Here is a 17310-nt window from a genome sequence, read left to right on the forward strand (position 1 = left end):
ATGGAACTCCTTCTTGCCACCGCCGTCGGCGTTCTGACCGCCTCGGGCATCTACCTGATCATGCGCAAGCGCACCTTCCCGGTGATCCTGGGCCTGTCCCAGCTGACCTATGCGGTGAATGTGTTTCTCTTCGCCACCGGGCGGCTGGCAATAAACCAGCCGCCGATCCTGAACAAATATGCCGAAGTGCCCTATACCGATCCTCTGCCGCAAGCGCTGGTGCTGACGGCCATCGTGATCTCGTTCGGGATGACGGCGGTGATCGTGATGCTGGCGCTCAGCGCCTACCTGTCCTCCCGGAATGACCGGATCGACCTGACCGAAGAGCCGGGAGACGACGCATGAACCATCTGATCATTGCGCCCGTCGTCCTGCCGGCGATGCTGGCCCCGTTCATCATCATGGTCATTCGCCACCATCTGGACCTGCAGCGGGTGTTTTCCGTGGCCGCCAGCGTACTGCTTCTGGGCATCTCTTTTGCGCTGATGGGGCAATCGCTGGGCGGCGAGATCCAGACCTATGAGTTGGGCGACTGGCCCGCGCCCTTTGGTATCGTGCTGGTGCTGGACAGGCTTTCAGCGCTGATGGTGCTGCTGACCTCGGTGCTGGCGCTGCCCATCGTTCTGTACGCGATCGGGTCCGGTTGGGACAAGCGCGGGCGGCATTTCCATGCGCTGTTTCATTTCCAGCTCATGGGGGTAATCGGCGCGTTTCTGACCGGCGATGCCTTTAACCTGTTTGTGTTCTTCGAAGTTCTGCTGATCGCCTCTTATGGGTTGATGACCCATGCGGGCGGCACCCGGCGGCTGCGCGCAGGCGTGCAATATGTGGTCTATAACCTGCTCGGATCGACCTTGTTCCTGTTTGCGCTCGGCACGCTTTATGCGGTGACCGGCACGCTCAACATGGCCGACCTGGCTGCGCGCGTGGCCGAAATGCCGCCCGAGGATACCGCCCTGCTGCGCGTGGGTGCGGTGCTGCTGCTGCTGGTCTTTGCGGTCAAGGCCGCGCTTCTGCCGCTGCATTTCTGGCTACCGCTCAGCTATGCCAACGCGCCACTGCCGATTGCCGCCCTCTTTGCGATCATGACCAAGGTCGGCGCTTATTCGATCCTGCGCATGTACACGCTGGTGTTTGGGCCAGAGGTCGCGGTAACCCAGGGGCTTGTTGGAGAGTGGCTGCTGCCCGCTGCCATGCTGACGCTCGCCGCTGGCGCTATCGGTATTCTGGGATCACGCGATATCGGACGCCTCGTGGCCTTTGCCGCGGTCAGTTCCATGGGAACCTTGCTGATTGCAGTGGGGCTGTTCACCCCTGCATCAACCACAGCCGCCCTCTACTACATGGTGCATTCGACTTTTGCGACCGCGCTGATGTTCCTGGTGGCCGATATGGTGATGGAACGACGGGGTCCCGAGATTAAGCCCAGAACCCCCATGCCCCAATCCGGGCTGATCGCCAGCCTGTTCTTTGTGGGTGCCATCGCATTGGCGGGGATGCCGCCACTGTCGGGGTTCATGGGCAAACTGCTGGTCCTTCAGGCCTCCTGGCCCGCACCTGAACGTGCGGCGATCTGGGCGGTCGTCCTGATCGGATCCTTCGTCACGATTGTGGGGCTGGCGCGCGCGGGGTCGCTGATCTTCTGGAAAAGCCACGCTATCGCAGCTGAGCCCGACCCTAGCCCCCAAGACCCGCCCGAGATCGACACGGCCCCCGAACCTTCTCCGGGCCTCACCTTCAGCGCCGCTTTCGCCCTGCTTGCCGGGTTGATCGCGCTGACGATCTTTGCCGGTCCCGCCACCGAGTTCGCAAGCGCGACGGCGGAACAGTTGTTCAACCCGGACCACTATATCAACGCGGTTCTGAAAGGAGGGGAGAAATGAGACTGCTCCGTCGCATTTTCCCGCACCCGTTCCTGACCCTGCTGCTGACGCTGGTCTGGCAGCTTCTGGTCAATGACCTCTCGCTCAATTCGCTGCTGTTTGGGTTCTTTCTGGGCATCGTGATCCCGGTGGTGACCATGCCCTATTGGCCCAACCGGCCCAAGCTGCAGAATATCCCGATGGTGATCGAGTACATTCTCGTCGTGCTCTACGACATTGTGGTCGCCAATATCGCCGTGGCGCGGATCGTGCTGTTCAAACCTGACGCCGCGCGCACCCCTGCCTGGGTCCGCATCCCGCTGGAACTGCGCTCGCCCGAGGCCATCGCCGTGCTGGCGGGCACCATCACCATGACCCCCGGCACGCTCAGCGCGGACCTCTCAGCCAAGGGGCATAGCCTGCTAGTGCATTGTCTGGATACCGATGACCCCGAAGCGGTGCGCGACGAGATCAAGCAACGCTATGAACGGCGCCTGAAGGAGATTTTCGAATGATCACATATGCCATCTACTTCGCCTTCGCCTGTTTCGGTGTCGCGCTGATGATGAATCTCTGGCGTATCCTGACCTCGGACGGGGTCGGCGTGCGGGTTCTGGCGCTGGATACGATGGTGATCAACACCATCGCCCTGCTGATCCTCTATGGCATCAGCATCTCGTCCGAGATCTTTTTCGAAGCGGCGATGATCATCGCCATGCTCGGGTTCGTTTCAACCGTTGCCTATGCGCGCTTCATGCTGCGCGGCAATATCATCGAGTGAGGCTGGCATGGCATTTGCAGGCGAACTCCTGATTTCCTTCTTCCTGATCGTGTCGGGTATTTTCGGTTTTGTCGGCTCGTTCGGCTTACTGAAACTCAGTGATCCGATGTCGCGCATGCACGCGCCCACCAAGGCCACCACGCTGGGCGTGGGGGGCGTGCTGATCGCGTCTATCCTGCACTCAATCTTCATCGAGCAGCATCTTTCGTTGCATGAATTGCTGATCACGCTGTTTTTATTCATCACGGCCCCGGTCAGCGCGCATTTCATTGCGAAATGGCATATCCATCGCCATGAGACGCCCGAGTCGCTGCCAGATGCTGGCGATGACGGTGTCTGGGCGACCCACGATATCGAAGAAGATGAGGACGCGGCGGATATGCCGCGATGATCTGACAAGATGCACGCACCTCTCCTGCCGCTGACCCGCGATCTGGTTCTGATCGGGGGAGGGCACACGCACGCGCTGGTCCTGCGCAAATGGGGGATGAACCCGCTGGCCGGTGCGCGGGTCACCGTCATCAATCCCGGACCGACCGCGCCCTATTCCGGCATGCTGCCCGGCTTTGTCGCCGGGCATTACCATCGGGACGATCTGGATATCGATCTTGTCCGTCTGGCCCGATTTGCAGGTGCGCGCGTGATCATCGGCAAGGTCGAGGGTCTCGACCCGGTGCGCCGCGAAATCCATGTGCCGGGGCGGCCGCCCGTTGCTTATGACGTGACCTCGATCAATGTGGGCATCACTTCGGACATGCCCGCGCTGCCGGGTTTTGCTGATCACGCAATCCCCGCCAAACCGCTTGGCCCGTTCGCGCAGAGCTGGTCCGACTATCTGGCCCGAACGGGATCAGCGCGCGTGGCGGTAATCGGCGGTGGCGTTGCCGGTGCTGAACTGGCCATGGCGATGGCGCATGCGCTGCGCCATCGCGGGCGCGATGCCACGGTCAGCATCGTCGACAGCGCCACCGCACTTTCCGCGCTTGGCGACCGTGCCGCACAGCGGCTGCGGCAGGCTTTGGCGGGTCTTGATGTGCAACTGATCGAACAGGCCGAGATCGCCTCGCTGCATGCCGACCACCTGCTCTTCTCCGATGGCACAAAGCTTGAGGCGGATTTCATCACCGGGGCCGCCGGCGCGCGGGCCTATGGCTGGATGGCGCAGACCGGGCTGGATCTGGACGATGGCTTTGTCAAGGTGAACGACTATCTGCAAAGCAGCGACCCGAATGCGTTTGCCGCAGGCGATTGCGCCCATCTCAGCCACGATCCGCGCCCCAAGGCGGGCGTCTATGCGGTGCGCGAGGCGCCGGTGCTCTACCAGAACCTGCGCGCAGCACTTGGGGCCGGGCAGATGCGTCGGTATCAGCCGCAGCACGACTATCTGAAACTGATGTCTCTGGGCGCGCGCTCCGCATTGGGAGAGCGGTTCGGCAAGGCTCTGAGCGGGTCTCTCATGTGGCGCTGGAAGGATCATATCGACCAGACATTCATGAACCGGTTCCGCAATCTTCCAAAGATAAGCACGCCCGCCTTGCCCCGTGATCATGCCGACGGCATGGGTGAGGCGCTCGGCGGCAAACCGCTTTGCGGTGGCTGCGGCGCGAAGGTCGGGCGGCTGGCCCTGCGCGACAGCCTGCCCACGCAGCAGGAGCGCGCCGATATCACGCCCCTGCCCGGCGATGATGCTGCCGTGATCCAGACCGGGAATACCCGGCAGGTCATGACCACCGACCACCTGCGGGGCATTACGCTGGACCCGGTTCTGATGGCGCGCATTGCGGCCCATCATGCGCTGGGGGATATCTGGGCGATGGGTGCCACGCCACAGGCCGCAACCGCAACCCTGATCCTGCCCCGATTGTCGAGCGAATTGCAGCGCCGCACCGTGGCCGAGATCATGCAGGCGGCACAGCGGGAACTACGTAACGCTGGGGCCGAGATCGTCGGCGGGCACACTTCGATGGGGGATGAGATGACCATCGGCTTCACCCTGACCGGCCTGTGCGAACGCGACCCGATCACATTGGCCGGGGGTAAACCCGGCGATGCCCTGATCCTGACCAAGCCCATCGGCAGCGGCGTGATCCTCGCTGCTGAGATGGCCGGAGAGGCTCGGGGCGAACACGTGGCCGAGACCTATCGCCTGATGCAGCAATCGCAGAAACTGGCGGCCGAGATCCTGCGCGATGCGCACGCCATGACCGATGTGACGGGTTTTGGTCTGGCCGGGCATCTGAGTGGCATTTGCGAGATGTCAGGCACCGGTGCCGTGCTTGACCTGCCAGCGGTGCCGGTCCTGCCCGGGGCCGAAGACCTGGCGGTTGCGAGCATCCGCTCGACCCTGTTCAACGACAACCGGGCGCTGACACGCGAACTGCCAGAGGGCGGCCAGGTCGACCTGCTCTATGATCCGCAAACCGCTGGCGGCTTGGTCGCCGCGATTGCGCCCGACACGGCGGCGGAGGTTCTGACCTGCCTTCAAAACGCGGGCTATGACGCGGCGCAGATCGGGTTTCTGACAGAGGAGGCCGGGTTACGGCTTCAGAGCTGATCCAGCAGCGCCTCGATCCGGGCAGCCGCCTGATCCAGATCGGCGGGTGACAGCGACGCAAGGGAGAGATGCGACAGCACCGTCGCCCCCCGCCCTTTGCGCGATTTGTCATAAGCCGGGTCATAATGCTGCTGCATCAACGCACGGGTCAGCCCGGATTTGTCCTGAGCATCGATCAACGCATTCCAGCCATCAACCACCGCATGACCGCGAAAGAACCGCAGCGGCTCAAGGCGCGCTCGCAGCGGCTCGGTATCCGAAAGAATGTCGTTATAGGCCCGGACAAGATAGTCCGTGCGTGCTTCGATGCTGGCCTGCAGGACGATCCGAGGGGCAGAGCAGAGCGCCGACCACAGGCTGGGTGGCAAAATGCGCTCGCCCACCTTGCTTGATTCTGCCTCGACCACCACCGGGCGGGCCGGGTCCAACTGGCTTAGCGCACCGGCCAGAGCGGACTCGAATCCCTTTTGGCTTGGCTGCCCGCCGGGCTGCGCCCCCAGAAGCGAGCCGCGATGATTTGCCAGCCCCTCAAGGTCCAGCAACTGCACACCGCGTGCGTGCAGATGCGCCAGAAGCTCCGTCTTGGCGGTGCCGGTGTAGCCGTCCAGCGCGATCAGCCGATGTAGCAGGGGATCGTCATAGAGATACCGTTTCACCAGCCGTCGATAGCTGCGATAGCCACCTGAAACCGTCTGCGCCCGCCAGCCGATCTGCTGCAGCATCCAGGAAAACGAGCCCGACCGCTGCCCGCCGCGCCAGCAATAGACCAGAGGCCGCCAGCCGCCCTCGTGATGGCTGAGATGGTGCTCGATATGATTGGCCGCATTTCGGAACACCAGCGCCGCGCCGAGTTTGCGCGCCAAAAACGGGCTTTCCTGCACATAGATCGTGCCGACCCTTGCGCGTTCCTCATTGTCGAGCACCGGCAGGCTGATGGCACCCGGCAAATGGTCTTCGGCAAATTCAGCCGGGCTGCGCACATCGATCACGGTATCGAAAACATGCGCATGAACATCGGCGAGCTTTGAAAATTCGATTGCCATGCAAAGGCTTTAGCGCGCCCGCCATCGGATAGAAAGTCCAGGCGGTCCAACAGGCCGCGCTCTGGCATTGTTTCCCAGACGGGCGCAAAGCGTCTCTGCGTGATCTAGCCCTCTGTGGCGATCGAAATGGCAACCGACACCCCGACGGTTATGGTCCCGGTCACACTGATGACCGGCGACACCATGGAGATGCAGACCGGCGTCGTGCCGCCCTGGGCCTCCAGCAGTTCCAGATCCGTAATCTCGTCCTGAACCGGGGCTTCGGGAATGTGCAGGTATTTGACGCGATCAGTATCACGCACCACCTTGATCTCGACAGCCTCGGGAATCGCCCCGACATAATCCACCAGAGCGGCTTTGGGATCACTCTCCAGCAGCGCCATGAATACCTCATCCCGCCACGCGCGTTCGTAGAGACTGGTGTTCGTGTTTTGATTCAGCTCTTGTTCTTTGGCCATGATAACTCCCCTTGCTGTTCGCCAGATTGGCGTGTCGATCGCGGTGCTTCCGGCAAGCCATGAACGCTCACCGGCGTCGGCGCGCAGCAATTATGTTCGAAGGTTTCGAGCGTCATCGGCCACCATGCATCCGCAAGACAAAGATGGTTCGCGCGCGCAAGGGTTGCCTGTAGTCGGGATTAAGCCTGTTTAAGAAGGCCCAAGAGGTGGGTTCACATGTGTTAGATACAAGAAAAGACCAGCGGCGCTTCACCGAGGCTAGGCCACGGGCCTGTCGAGCTCTGCCCCGCTGGCCCGGTTTGAATTCACTGCCGGGGCGACCCGGTGATAGGTCAATATCTCTTCACCGCCCGGCCGCATCAGCCGCGCCGCGCCATGGCCCGCCTCGCCCAGCCAAAGCGGCCAGTCATCCGGTTCAAGGATCAGCGGCATTCGGTGATGTATCTGCGCCATGTGTTGATTGGCGGGCGTCGTCACAATGGCGCAGGTGCTTTGCCGGTCCGTCTCTGGCCCCCAATCCTGCCAGATACCGGCGAAAGCGACCATGGCCTCGTCGGTGCGTCGGATAAACCAAGGCAGGCGCGCGGCCTCTGGCGTTTTGGTCCATTCATAGAAGCCGGTTGCGATCAGGATGCAGCGCCGTGCCCGGCAGGCCTCGCGAAAGGCGGGCTTTTCGGCGATCGTCTCAGCGCGCGCGTTTGTCAGCAGCGGCACGGCGTTTTCAGTCTTGTACCAACTGGGCAGAAACCCCCAGCGCATCGGCAAAAGCTGCCGACGGGTGTCGCCGGAGCGCACGACATGCACCTGATTGGTGGGGCAGACGTTGAAATTCGGGACGGGCGGCACTGTGTTTGACGTCAGCGCCGTAAAAAGCCGCGCCATCTCGTCAATCTGCGCGTTCACCACAAACCGCCCGCACATCGTGCCTGCCTCCATCCCTGTTGCGGGTGAGACATAACAAACCCGGCGCGATTCGCCTGCGCCGAAATCGCGACGTGTTGTTCCGGGGGTCTGCGGGTCAGGCCGCTTCCGGCACCGGGTTGATCCTCTGCCAGATGTCGAGCGCCTCAATCCTGCTCATCCAGCGGGCGATGTTGTCATAGGACTGCAACGGGTATTGGCAGGCCTCGCGATAGCACAAGATCGCCGAGACCGAGATATCGGCAGCGGTCATCTCAGACCCTGACAGCCAGTCCTCTTTCGAAAGATGGCCATCCAACACCTGGGCGAAGGGCTCCAAGTTGGTGGCGGCCGCGTCCAGATCCACATCGGAGTTGCCGAAGAGATGGTGCGAGATGAAGGGGCTGCAGGCCGGGGTCCAGTGGCAGGATTCCCAGAATTGCCACCGCATGATATCATAGCGTTGGTTCGATTTCGGCCAGAGCGACGTGTCTACCTCGGCGCAGAGCCGATTCACGATCGCATTCGATTCCCAAAGCGTGCTGCCATCGTCCAGTTCCAGAACCGGCACCCGGCCATTGGGGTTAAGCGCAAGAAATTCCGCGCTTTTCTGAGCGCCCGGGGGCAGATCGACCTGTTCAATATCACTTCCAAGATCAAGATAGGCGTCCACAAACAACGCCTTCCGGCTGTTGGGTGAGGGCGAGAATACGTGCAGTTTCATCAGGAGGCCTCCATGGCTGGCGATCCTTATATTTTACACAAATGTTAAATAAAGAAAAGTGCGTCTATGGAATCCGCTGGCGCACCCCATCTGGGAGGACGAAATGCGCCGCGGCCTATCTGGTCTCTTGAGGAGGAATCAGGGTTGGAACCTTGGCGGCTGGCCGCGCCGCGCGAATTGCGCGGCGCGGCGGGTGTTTACTTTTGTTTGATCCGACCGTCCGTGTAGGGCTGGTAGGGCGAGTTCGCCGCCAGATATTCTGCCGTCACATCCGCCAGATCAGGGCCGAAATCATAGGCATTCTTGTCGTCGCCCGAGAAGACCCTATAGCCGTCGCCACCATTGCGGACATAGTTGTTGGTCACCACAAGATAGGTCTGCGCCGGATCGATCGGCGTGAACCCGTCGGCGCCAGCCACCATGACTTCGGTGATCCGCCCCTCATTCGGAGCCGCCGAGGGATCCCAGGTGAAACTCAGGCCCGCCACTTGCGGGAACCGGCCCTTTACCTCTTCCACCTGACTGACGCCGTTTTCCAGCGCATCGATGACACCCTGACCGCTGATCTCGAAGGTCGAAAGCGTGTTCTGGAACGGCAGCACGGTCAGCACTTCGCCCATCGTCACCTCGCCGGGATCGATTGAGGCGCGTAGCCCGCCGGCATTGGCGATGGCAATGGTTACGCCCTGATCGGCGACCCGATCCAGCATCGCATCAGCCACCAGATTGCCCATGGCACATTCCTGCACTCGGCAAACGTCGCGATTGCCTTCAACCGAATCGGCGGTGCTGGCCACAACGCGTTGCTTCATCTCTTCAATCGGTGCACCCATCTCGGCAACGCGTGCCGCGATGTCGGCATCCGGCTCCACCGAGGCATCCAGAAGGATCGGTTCGCCTTCAGCAGAAATCAGATTGCCATCGTCATCGAAGGTCAGGGTGATCTCGCCCAGGTATTTCGAATAGGCATAGGCCTGCACCACCGGCACATCGCCCACCATCATCGGATAGGCACCTGCGGCATCTTCGTCCTGATTGGACAAGAGCGTGTGCGAATGGCCACCCACGACCAGATCAAGCCCCGGAACCTTTTCCGCGATCTCCAGATCCTTGGGCAACCCGACATGGGTCAGCGCAATTACGATATTGACCCCCTCGTCATTCAATGCCGCCACATCAGCCGACAGACTGTCGATCTCATCCTGAAAAATGACATCCTTGCCGGGGCTGGAGGTATCCACCGTATCGGTTGCAAGCGCGGATACGATACCGATTTTCTGACCCCCGATATCCAGCACGACGTGGTTTCCAACCTTATCTTTCAGCTCCGCAGATGATGACAGGTCAAGGTTGCCGGAAATCACCGGAAAGCTCACCGCATCGATGAAGGTGGCGAGCCCCTCGGGACCGTCGTCAAATTCATGGTTGCCCACCGCCATCACGTCATAGCCAATCGCCTCCATGAACTCGGCCTCGGCGGCACCCTTGTAAGTGGTGTAGAAAAGCGAGCCCTGAAACGGGTCGCCGGCATCCAACAGCAACACGTTCTCGCCGGCAAGCGCATCGCGGCGCGCATCCACCATGGATTTGATCCGGGCCACGCCGCCAAAGCACTCGCCCGCGCCCTCATCTTCGGCATCGCAGGTGGAATCGTATTTGTTGATGGACTCAATGCGGCTGTGAATGTCGTTGGTGTGCAGGATGGTCAGCTTGTAGTCGGCAGAGGCAATCCCCGCTGTCAGGCCGAACACGGCAACCGATGTCAGAAAGCGCGTCAGCATCGTTATACTCCCAGTTGTTGATTGACATGGATGGTGCGCCGGACCGCGACCGGAGTCAAAGGGGAGATAGCGGGAAAATGCCGCTTGATTCCCCGTCACCCGCACGGCATCACCGCAGCCATGCTGATCTACAAGATTTTCCGCGCAGATGAATGGTCCGCCTTGCAAGACGCCGGTGAAACCGCCGGTGCGCCCATCGATCTGGCCGATGGCTATGTGCATTTCTCGACCGCCGCGCAGGCGCGCGAAACGGCGGCAAAGCACTTTGCGGGCGAAACGGGCCTCGCCCTGCTGGCCTGCGATGGCGATGCCATGGGCGATGACCTGAAATGGGAGGTGTCGCGAGGGAACGCGCTCTTTCCGCATCTCTATCGCGTGCTCAGATTGTCTGATGTGATCTGGTGCGAGCCGCTGCCGCTGACCGAAGCGGGCCACAGCTTTCCCGAGCGCATGATATGAGCCGTTTCTGTGACACAGAGCAAGCCCGGCAGTGGCTAGGCGCAGTCGCATGAGCCTGATCGAGAAACTGGGGCTGGCCGCCCTGCACCGTTTCGATCCGGAAACCGCGCATGGGCTGTCGATCCAGGCCCTGAAACTGGGACTTGGGGCTGCGCCCGGCCCAGTGAGCACCACCCGTCTGCGCACGCAGCTTGCCGGTCTCGACCTGCCCAATCCGGTGGGGCTAGCCGCAGGTTATGACAAGAATGCCGAGGTGCTCGGCCCGCTCGCGCGCGCCGGTTTCGGGTTCATCGAGGTGGGCGCCGCCACGCCACGCCCGCAGCAGGGTAATCCCAAACCGCGCCTCTTCCGACTGAGCGAGCATCACGCCGCGATCAACCGGTTCGGGTTCAACAACGAGGGTATGGAGCCTATCGAACGCCGCCTTTCGCAGCGCCCGCGCGACGCGGTGATCGGCCTCAATCTGGGGGCCAACAAGGACAGCGCTGACCGGCCCGCCGATTTCGCAACCGTGCTATCCCATTGCGGACCGCATCTGGATTTCGCGACGGTCAATGTCTCCTCGCCCAACACCGAGAAACTGCGCGATCTGCAGGGCAAGGCCGCCTTGTCGGCGCTGCTGACCGGTGTGCTGGCGGCGCGGGATGACCTGCCGCGACACATCCCGATCTTCCTCAAGATCGCGCCGGACCTGACCGAGGATGAGATTCGCGATGTGGCCGAGGTTGCGGTTGAGACCGGCATTGATGCGATCATCGCCACCAACACCACACTCTCGCGCGATGATGTGCATGAGCGGCACCGGGATGTCGCGGGCGGATTGTCGGGCAAGCCGCTCTTTGATCGGTCAACCCGTGTGCTTGCGCGGCTCAGCCTGGCGACAGAAGGTCGCGTGCCGCTGATCGGGGTCGGCGGCATATCCTCCGCGGACGACGCCTATGCCAAAATCCGCGCCGGGGCCTCGGCCGTGCAACTGTATACCGCGCTGGTCTATCACGGGCTGTCGCTGGTGCAGGAGATCGCGCAGGGGCTGGACCAGCAACTGCAGCGCGATGGGTTTGCGAATGTATCCGAAGCGGTCGGAACCGGGAGGGACGAATGGCTGACATAGAATACTGGCACAATCCCAGATGTTCGAAATCCCGCGCGGGGCTGGCCCTGCTGGAGGACCACGGCGCAGCGCTGAAGGTTCGGAAATACCTTGATGACGCGCCCAGTCTGGATGAGTTGCGACAGGCACATCGCGCGCTGGGAACCCCGCCCGTCATCACCATGATGCGAACCGGCGAGACGCGCTTCAAAGAGTTGGGATTGTCGAAACAGGATAGCGACGAGGTGCTGCTGGCCGCCATGGCAGAGAACCCGATCCTGATCGAACGGCCCTTGGCCATGTGCGGCAAACGCGCGGTCATCGGTCGTCCAACCGAGGCGCTGCTGGACCTGCTCTAGGCGCTGACCCCCGCCTCCAGCCTCGGATAGCGCAGGCCCAACGTCACGCCGCGCATGATGTTGAGCACCATCAGCGCCGCCCAAAGCCCATGATTGCCCATCAGCGGCACCAGAACCAACAGCGCTGCCACATAGACCGCGACCGAGACCAGCATCGCGTTACGCATCTCGCGGGTCCACGTGGCACCAATGTAGATGCCATCGAACATCCAGCTTGCGACACCGATCACCGGGGCAAGCGCCGCCCACCAGAGATACTCGCGCCCTGCCGCACGCACCTCGGGCGATGTGGCCATGAGATCGATCAGTGACGGCCCGGCCAGCCAGAAGAACAGCGCCAGCAACACAGACCCGCCCACGCCCCATTGTGAGGCGATTATGACCGAGCGGTGCAGATCGCGCCGCGACTTGGCACCGACCGCCCCGCCCACAAGCGCTTCGGCTGAGAAGGCAAACCCGTCCAATGCAAAGGCGGTGATTTCCAGGAATTGCAGCAGCACCTGATTGGCCGCAAGCGTCACATCGCCCAGATCGGCCCCGACAAACAGGAAGGTGGTGAACGAGCCGGTCAGCAACACCGAACGCACCATGATATCCCCGTTCACCTGCATCATCCGCCGCAACCGCGCCGGGTCGAAAACCCGCGCACAGTCCCGCCATTGATCGCCCGCAAATGCCTCGCGGCAGAGCCACAGCCCTAGCGCGATGCCGGTCCATTCCGCGATCAACGTGGCGATAGCGACCCCTTCGACCCCCCAGCCGAGGCCCAGCACGAACCACAGATCCAGTACGATATTGAGCCCGTTCATCCAGAGCTGCAGCACAAATACGCCGCGCGTCCGCTCGACGGCGATCAACCAGCCGGTCACCGCATAAAGCGCAATGGTCGCAGGCGCCCCCCAGATGCGAATCGACAGATACTGCCGGGCAAGCGATTCGACCTCGGCGCTTGCCGGGGCCAGACCAAACGCGCCCCAGAAGATTGCCGCCTGCGCCAGAATGAAGATCAGCCCGGCTGCCCCGCCCAACATCACGCCGCGCATCAGCAGCGCGCCGGTTTCAGCGCTGTCCCCTGCCCCGCGCGCCTGCGCCGCAAGACCGGTCGTGCCCATCCGCAGGAATCCGAATATCCAGTAGATCGCCGACAGGATCACCGCGCCGATCCCAACCGCGCCGATCGGGGCCGCCTGCCCCATCTGCCCGACCACGCCGGTATCAACCGCCCCCAGAATGGGAACGGTGGCATTGGACAGAACGATGGGCACCGCAATGGACAGCACCCGGCGATGGGTGATCGGCGCACGCGGGTCGCTCACGAGGCGGTCTTTTCCCTCTTGGGCTGGGGCATCAGGAAATGCCCGGATCCCTGCGCGAAAGGCTTGGCGCGCGCATCCTGCCAGGCCTCGACCCGCACCGTGGCGTAGCGGCGACCAGCTCGCCCGACCCAGGCCCGCGCATAGGCATCGCGCGGCAGCCCCGTGCGCAGATAATCGACGGTGAAGTCGATGGTTTTGGGAAAGCCGGGAATGTTTTCCAGCGTCAGGTCCTCGATTTTCATGTGCCCGTCCTCGACCAGCGGCAGAAAATGCTGCCACGCAAGGGTCATGATCGCTGTGTTTTCCAGAAAGGCCGAGATCACGCCGCCATGCAAAGCCGGCAGAAACGGATTGCCGATGAGCTTTTCATCGTAATTCAGCACCCCGGTCAGCTCATCCCCGCGACGTTCCGCCGTAATACCCAGGAATTGCGCATAGGGAATGCCATCGACCAGCGCCATAAACGCCGCATCGCGACGTTGTTTCACCACATGCATCGGTTCCGGTCGCGCGCGGGCCATCAGAGCCCCTCGACCGTGAAGGCACCGGTCGCGGTGGCGACAGGATTGTCCACATCCTCATCGGTCGCTACGGCCCGGACAAAGGCCACATTGCGGGTGATGTGATAGCAGGTCGCCTTGGCGGTGATGGTCTGGCCAGGATTTGCGCCGCGCATATAGTCAATCCGCAGGTCGATCGTGGCCGTCCCCGTTGGAGCAGCAGCGTGGCACATGACCGCGGCGCCGCAGCAGGTGTCCATCTGTGCCGAAACCGCGCCGCCATGGACAACACCGTTTCGCGGATCGCCCACCAGCTCTGGCTTGTAGGGCATCGCAATTTCCGCCTGCCCCTTGCCAATATGAACCAGTTCCAATCCCAGCGCCTGCGCATGCGGGATCGCCTCGATGAACTGTTTTGCGAGTTTGGCGCTGTGAACCAATTGTGTCCCCAATCTGATTGTCATCCCTTTATGATGTGGCCCATCGCAAAAGAGCAAGTCCAACTGTTGCGCAGAAACAAGCGGCGCAATAGGTTGCGATACAGGGAGAATATCGATGACCGAGACGCGTCTGTCATTCAAGGAAATGTGTGCCAAGTTCGATGTGACGCCACGCACTTTACGATATTACGAGTATATTGAGCTTCTTCAGCCCGATCGCGAGGGGCGGTCCAGATTCTACAGACCCCGCGAAGTGGCACGCATGGAACTGATCATGCGGGGGCGGCGTTGCGGATTTGCCTTGGAGGACATTCGTCAGTGGCTGCTGATCTACGAAGACAAGGGCGACCAGGTGCAGATGGCAACTTTTGTCGAGATGGCCGACCGACAACTGGGCGAACTTCGCAAACAGAGCCAGCAACTGCACGACGCGATGGAAGAGTTGATACGCCTGCGGGATCAGACGGCCAATCTGCTGGAGTAAATGCTCCGACCGGCCTGCCCGGGCCAGAGTCAATTGCACAGATTGATACCGCCCCGTCCGCGAAGAAAATGCGAGAAACAGATCCGGATCACAGGGGATTCGGGGTTAGGCATTGATTTTATTTTGAAATTCTTGCGAGTGGAGCGTATTCCATCTCGTATCGCCAACTTGATCTGACGTCAGCGTTTCAAGTGACGTAGCGTTTTGCTTACGTAAACGTAAAGCTGATGTTGTATTGCGCTCGCAGGCTGCGCACCTCGGGGATGCACAGTTTGTTTAGTTTGAGAGTCTGAGAAGATGCAAGAAGACACGATGACAATTCGCGAGATGTGTGACGCCTATCAGGTCACGCCTCGTACCTTGCGTTTCTACGAAGCCAAGGAGTTGCTGTTTCCGATCCGGGACGGCCAGAAGCGCCTGTTCACCAAGCGCGACCGCGCGCGGCTGAAACTCATCCTGCGGGGCAAGCGGTTCGGCTTCAGCCTCGAAGAAATCCGACAGTTGCTGGACCTTTATCACATTGGCGACCAGCAACACACGCAGATGAAACGCACCTTTGAAATCGCGCAAGATCGCCTAGCCGACATGGAAGCGCAGCGCGAAGAGTTGACCCAGGCCATCGACGACCTGAAAGCCCAGTTGAAATGGGGCGAAAAAATACTCGCCTCTATGGAAGAAACAAAAAAAGCCGCCGAATGATCTCAGCACCCTGAAGATTGTCGCCCAGTCCAAAAGGAAGCCCCTCATGCCAATCTACAACGCGCCCACCAAAGACGCCCAATTCGTGCTCCATGATGTGCTGAACGTCTCGACCTCGGACATTCCGGGTTACAATGAGCTGGAGGCCGATTTCACCGGCGCCGTTCTGGAAGAGGCTGGCAAGATCGCCAGCAATGTGCTGCATCCGCTGAACGTGGTTGGCGACAAGGAAGGCTGTCGCCTGGAAAACGGAATTGTCTATACTCCGACCGGATTCAAGGACGCGTTCGAGCAGATGAAAGCGGGCGGCTGGACCGGCTTGGACATGCCCGAAGAATATGGCGGGCAGAACATGCCCTATGTGCTGGCCACCGCCGTGGGCGAGATGTTCTCGGCCACTAACCAGGCCTTCACCATGTATCAGGGGCTGACCCATGGTGCGGCCTCGGCGATTCTAGCGCATGGCAGCGAAGAGCAGAAGAATACCTATCTGCCCAATATGGTAAGCTGTGAATGGACCGGCACCATGAACCTGACCGAGCCGCATTGCGGCACCGATCTGGGCCTGATGCGCACCAAGGCGGATCCACAGGCAGATGGCAGCTACAAAATCTCGGGCCAGAAGATTTTCATCTCGGCCGGCGAACATGACATGGCCGACAACATCATCCATCTGGTGCTGGCCAAGATCGTGGGCGGCCCCGATGGGATCAAGGGCGTATCGCTGTTCATCGTTCCCAAATACCTGGTGAACGAGGATGGCAGCCTGGGCGAGCGCAATGGTGCGGCTGTCGGCAATATCGAAGAGAAGATGGGCATCCACGGCAACTCGACATGTGTGATGAACTATGACGAGGCGACCGGCTACCTTCTGGGCGAAGAGCACAAAGGCATGCGCGCCATGTTCACCATGATGAACGAGGCCCGTCTGGGCGTGGGCATGCAGGGTCTGTCCCAGGCCGACGCCGCCTATCAGAACGCCGTGGAATACGCCAAGGACCGCCTCCAGGGCCGCGACGTGACCGGCGCGAAAAACCCCGACGGTCCAGCCGATCCGCTGATCGTGCACCCCGATATCCGCCGCAGCCTGCTGGATCAGAAAAGCTTTGCCGAAGGCGGGCGCGCGTTCATCCTGTGGGGAGCGACCCTGATCGACAAGGCGCACCGCGAAGGCGACAAGGATGCCGACGGCGTGATCTCGTTGCTGACCCCGGTCATCAAGGGTTTCCTGACCGACGAAGGCTATGACATGACCGTGAAGGCCCAGCAGGTCTATGGCGGCCATGGCTACATCGAGGAATGGGGCATGTCGCAATACACACGCGACGCCCGAATCGCGATGATCTACGAAGGCGCGAACGGCGTTCAGGCGCTGGATCTGGTGGGCCGCAAACTGGCCACCGATGGCGGCAAGCACGTGATGGCCTTCTTTGAGATGGTCAAATCCTTCTGTAAGGAAAACGGTGGTCAGGACGAAGCCTTTGACCGCGACTTCATCGAACCGCTCAAGGCGGCCTCGAAGGATCTGCAAGCGGCGGGCATGTTCTTCATGCAGAATGCCGTTAAGAATCCGAACGAGGCGTTGGCTGGCAGCAACGACTTCATGCATATGTTTGGTCATGTCTGCCTGGGTCTGATGTGGGCGCAGATGGCGCTGGCCGCGCGCAACGCACTGGCCGGCGATGCCTCGGACAAAGCCTTCTACGAAGCCAAGCTGATCACCGGCCGCTACTACATGGCGCGCCGCCTGCCTGCCACGGGTATGCACCTGGCACGCATCCAGTCGGGCGCTGCGCCGGTAATGACACTGGACGCCGATCAATTCTGATCCCAGATTGGCTCCGGGCCACCCGGCCCGGA

The 17310-nt window shown here is 61.4% G+C and carries 20 protein-coding genes; 12 read left to right on the forward strand and 8 right to left on the reverse strand.

Annotation, left to right across the window (positions count from 1 at the left end; genetic code table 11):
- From Q5Y75_RS06825 to Q5Y75_RS06850, 6 genes are read left to right on the forward strand one after another with little or no spacing between them, the layout of a single operon-like run.
- Positions 1-345: a Na+/H+ antiporter subunit C gene (locus tag Q5Y75_RS06825; protein WP_306195578.1), complete on the forward strand. Its 345-nt coding sequence runs from the start codon at positions 1-3 to the stop codon at positions 343-345.
- Positions 342-1883 carry a monovalent cation/H+ antiporter subunit D gene (locus Q5Y75_RS06830; RefSeq protein WP_306195580.1) on the forward strand — a complete coding sequence of 514 codons (1542 nt, stop codon included), beginning with the start codon at positions 342-344 and terminating at the stop codon, positions 1881-1883. Before Q5Y75_RS06825 ends, Q5Y75_RS06830 begins: the two co-directional genes overlap by 4 nt.
- Positions 1880-2377 (forward strand): Na+/H+ antiporter subunit E, encoded by a 498-nt coding sequence (locus Q5Y75_RS06835; protein WP_306195582.1) that lies wholly within the window; start codon positions 1880-1882, stop codon positions 2375-2377. Before Q5Y75_RS06830 ends, Q5Y75_RS06835 begins: the two co-directional genes overlap by 4 nt.
- On the forward strand, positions 2374-2643 hold the full coding sequence (locus tag Q5Y75_RS06840; RefSeq protein WP_306195584.1) for a K+/H+ antiporter subunit F: 270 nt from the start codon (positions 2374-2376) through the stop codon (positions 2641-2643). Before Q5Y75_RS06835 ends, Q5Y75_RS06840 begins: the two co-directional genes overlap by 4 nt.
- Positions 2644-2650: 7 nt before the next feature.
- Positions 2651-3034, forward strand: coding sequence for a Na+/H+ antiporter subunit G (locus Q5Y75_RS06845; RefSeq protein WP_306195586.1), 384 nt, complete (start codon positions 2651-2653; stop codon positions 3032-3034).
- A gap of 9 nt (positions 3035-3043) precedes the next feature.
- Positions 3044-5197, forward strand: coding sequence for a slr1591 family oxidoreductase (locus tag Q5Y75_RS06850; RefSeq protein ID WP_306195588.1), 2154 nt, complete (start codon positions 3044-3046; stop codon positions 5195-5197).
- Here Q5Y75_RS06850 and mnmH read toward each other — a convergent pair.
- From mnmH to Q5Y75_RS06875, 5 genes are all read right to left on the reverse strand, one after another.
- Positions 5188-6240 carry a tRNA 2-selenouridine(34) synthase MnmH gene (gene mnmH / locus Q5Y75_RS06855; protein ID WP_306195590.1) on the reverse strand — a complete coding sequence of 351 codons (1053 nt, stop codon included), beginning with the start codon at positions 6238-6240 and terminating at the stop codon, positions 5188-5190. The two genes, Q5Y75_RS06850 and mnmH, sit on opposite strands and share 10 nt — an antisense overlap.
- 104 nt (positions 6241-6344) lie before the next feature.
- Complete coding sequence (locus Q5Y75_RS06860; protein ID WP_306195592.1) at positions 6345-6698, reverse strand: hypothetical protein; 354 nt, start codon at positions 6696-6698, stop codon at positions 6345-6347.
- 258 nt (positions 6699-6956) lie between these two features.
- On the reverse strand, positions 6957-7619 hold the full coding sequence (locus tag Q5Y75_RS06865; RefSeq protein WP_306195594.1) for an SOS response-associated peptidase: 663 nt from the start codon (positions 7617-7619) through the stop codon (positions 6957-6959).
- A 97-nt stretch (positions 7620-7716) separates the two neighbouring features.
- Positions 7717-8322, reverse strand: coding sequence for a glutathione S-transferase family protein (locus Q5Y75_RS06870; RefSeq protein ID WP_306195596.1), 606 nt, complete (start codon positions 8320-8322; stop codon positions 7717-7719).
- Between the two features lie 197 nt (positions 8323-8519).
- Positions 8520-10103 (reverse strand): bifunctional metallophosphatase/5'-nucleotidase, encoded by a 1584-nt coding sequence (locus tag Q5Y75_RS06875; protein WP_306195598.1) that lies wholly within the window; start codon positions 10101-10103, stop codon positions 8520-8522.
- A 120-nt stretch (positions 10104-10223) separates the two neighbouring features.
- Between Q5Y75_RS06875 and Q5Y75_RS06880 the strand changes: the two genes are divergently transcribed.
- Genes Q5Y75_RS06880 through arsC form a run of 3 tightly spaced genes read left to right on the forward strand, consistent with a single transcriptional unit; the run spans position 10224 to position 12011 of the window.
- Positions 10224-10562, forward strand: coding sequence for a DUF952 domain-containing protein (locus Q5Y75_RS06880; RefSeq protein ID WP_306195724.1), 339 nt, complete (start codon positions 10224-10226; stop codon positions 10560-10562).
- A 49-nt stretch (positions 10563-10611) separates the two neighbouring features.
- On the forward strand, positions 10612-11673 hold the full coding sequence (locus tag Q5Y75_RS06885) for a quinone-dependent dihydroorotate dehydrogenase (protein ID WP_306195600.1): 1062 nt from the start codon (positions 10612-10614) through the stop codon (positions 11671-11673).
- Positions 11661-12011, forward strand: coding sequence for an arsenate reductase (glutaredoxin) (gene arsC / locus Q5Y75_RS06890; protein WP_306195602.1), 351 nt, complete (start codon positions 11661-11663; stop codon positions 12009-12011). The genes Q5Y75_RS06885 and arsC overlap by 13 nt, the downstream gene beginning before the upstream one ends.
- Here arsC and Q5Y75_RS06895 read toward each other — a convergent pair.
- Genes Q5Y75_RS06895 through Q5Y75_RS06905 form a run of 3 tightly spaced genes read right to left on the reverse strand, consistent with a single transcriptional unit; the run spans position 12008 to position 14291 of the window.
- Complete coding sequence (locus Q5Y75_RS06895) at positions 12008-13327, reverse strand: MATE family efflux transporter (protein WP_306195604.1); 1320 nt, start codon at positions 13325-13327, stop codon at positions 12008-12010. The genes arsC and Q5Y75_RS06895 overlap by 4 nt on opposite strands.
- Positions 13324-13848 (reverse strand): PaaI family thioesterase, encoded by a 525-nt coding sequence (locus Q5Y75_RS06900; RefSeq protein WP_306195605.1) that lies wholly within the window; start codon positions 13846-13848, stop codon positions 13324-13326. The genes Q5Y75_RS06895 and Q5Y75_RS06900 overlap by 4 nt, the downstream gene beginning before the upstream one ends.
- A complete protein-coding gene (locus Q5Y75_RS06905; protein WP_306195607.1) occupies positions 13848-14291 on the reverse strand; it encodes a PaaI family thioesterase in 444 nt (147 codons plus the stop codon). The genes Q5Y75_RS06900 and Q5Y75_RS06905 overlap by 1 nt, the downstream gene beginning before the upstream one ends.
- Positions 14292-14382: 91 nt before the next feature.
- On the opposite strand from Q5Y75_RS06905, the gene Q5Y75_RS06910 reads away from it, so the two are divergent.
- From Q5Y75_RS06910 to Q5Y75_RS06920, 3 genes are all read left to right on the forward strand, one after another.
- On the forward strand, positions 14383-14751 hold the full coding sequence (locus tag Q5Y75_RS06910; protein ID WP_306195609.1) for a MerR family DNA-binding protein: 369 nt from the start codon (positions 14383-14385) through the stop codon (positions 14749-14751).
- 297 nt (positions 14752-15048) lie between these two features.
- Positions 15049-15450, forward strand: coding sequence for a MerR family transcriptional regulator (locus Q5Y75_RS06915; RefSeq protein ID WP_306195610.1), 402 nt, complete (start codon positions 15049-15051; stop codon positions 15448-15450).
- A 46-nt stretch (positions 15451-15496) separates the two neighbouring features.
- A complete protein-coding gene (locus Q5Y75_RS06920; protein ID WP_306195611.1) occupies positions 15497-17278 on the forward strand; it encodes an acyl-CoA dehydrogenase C-terminal domain-containing protein in 1782 nt (593 codons plus the stop codon).
- Positions 17279-17310 lie beyond the last annotated feature (32 nt).

Source organism: Ruegeria discodermiae (genome assembly GCF_030758345.1).
In the GTDB taxonomy this organism is placed as follows: Bacteria; Pseudomonadota; Alphaproteobacteria; order Rhodobacterales; family Rhodobacteraceae; genus Ruegeria_C.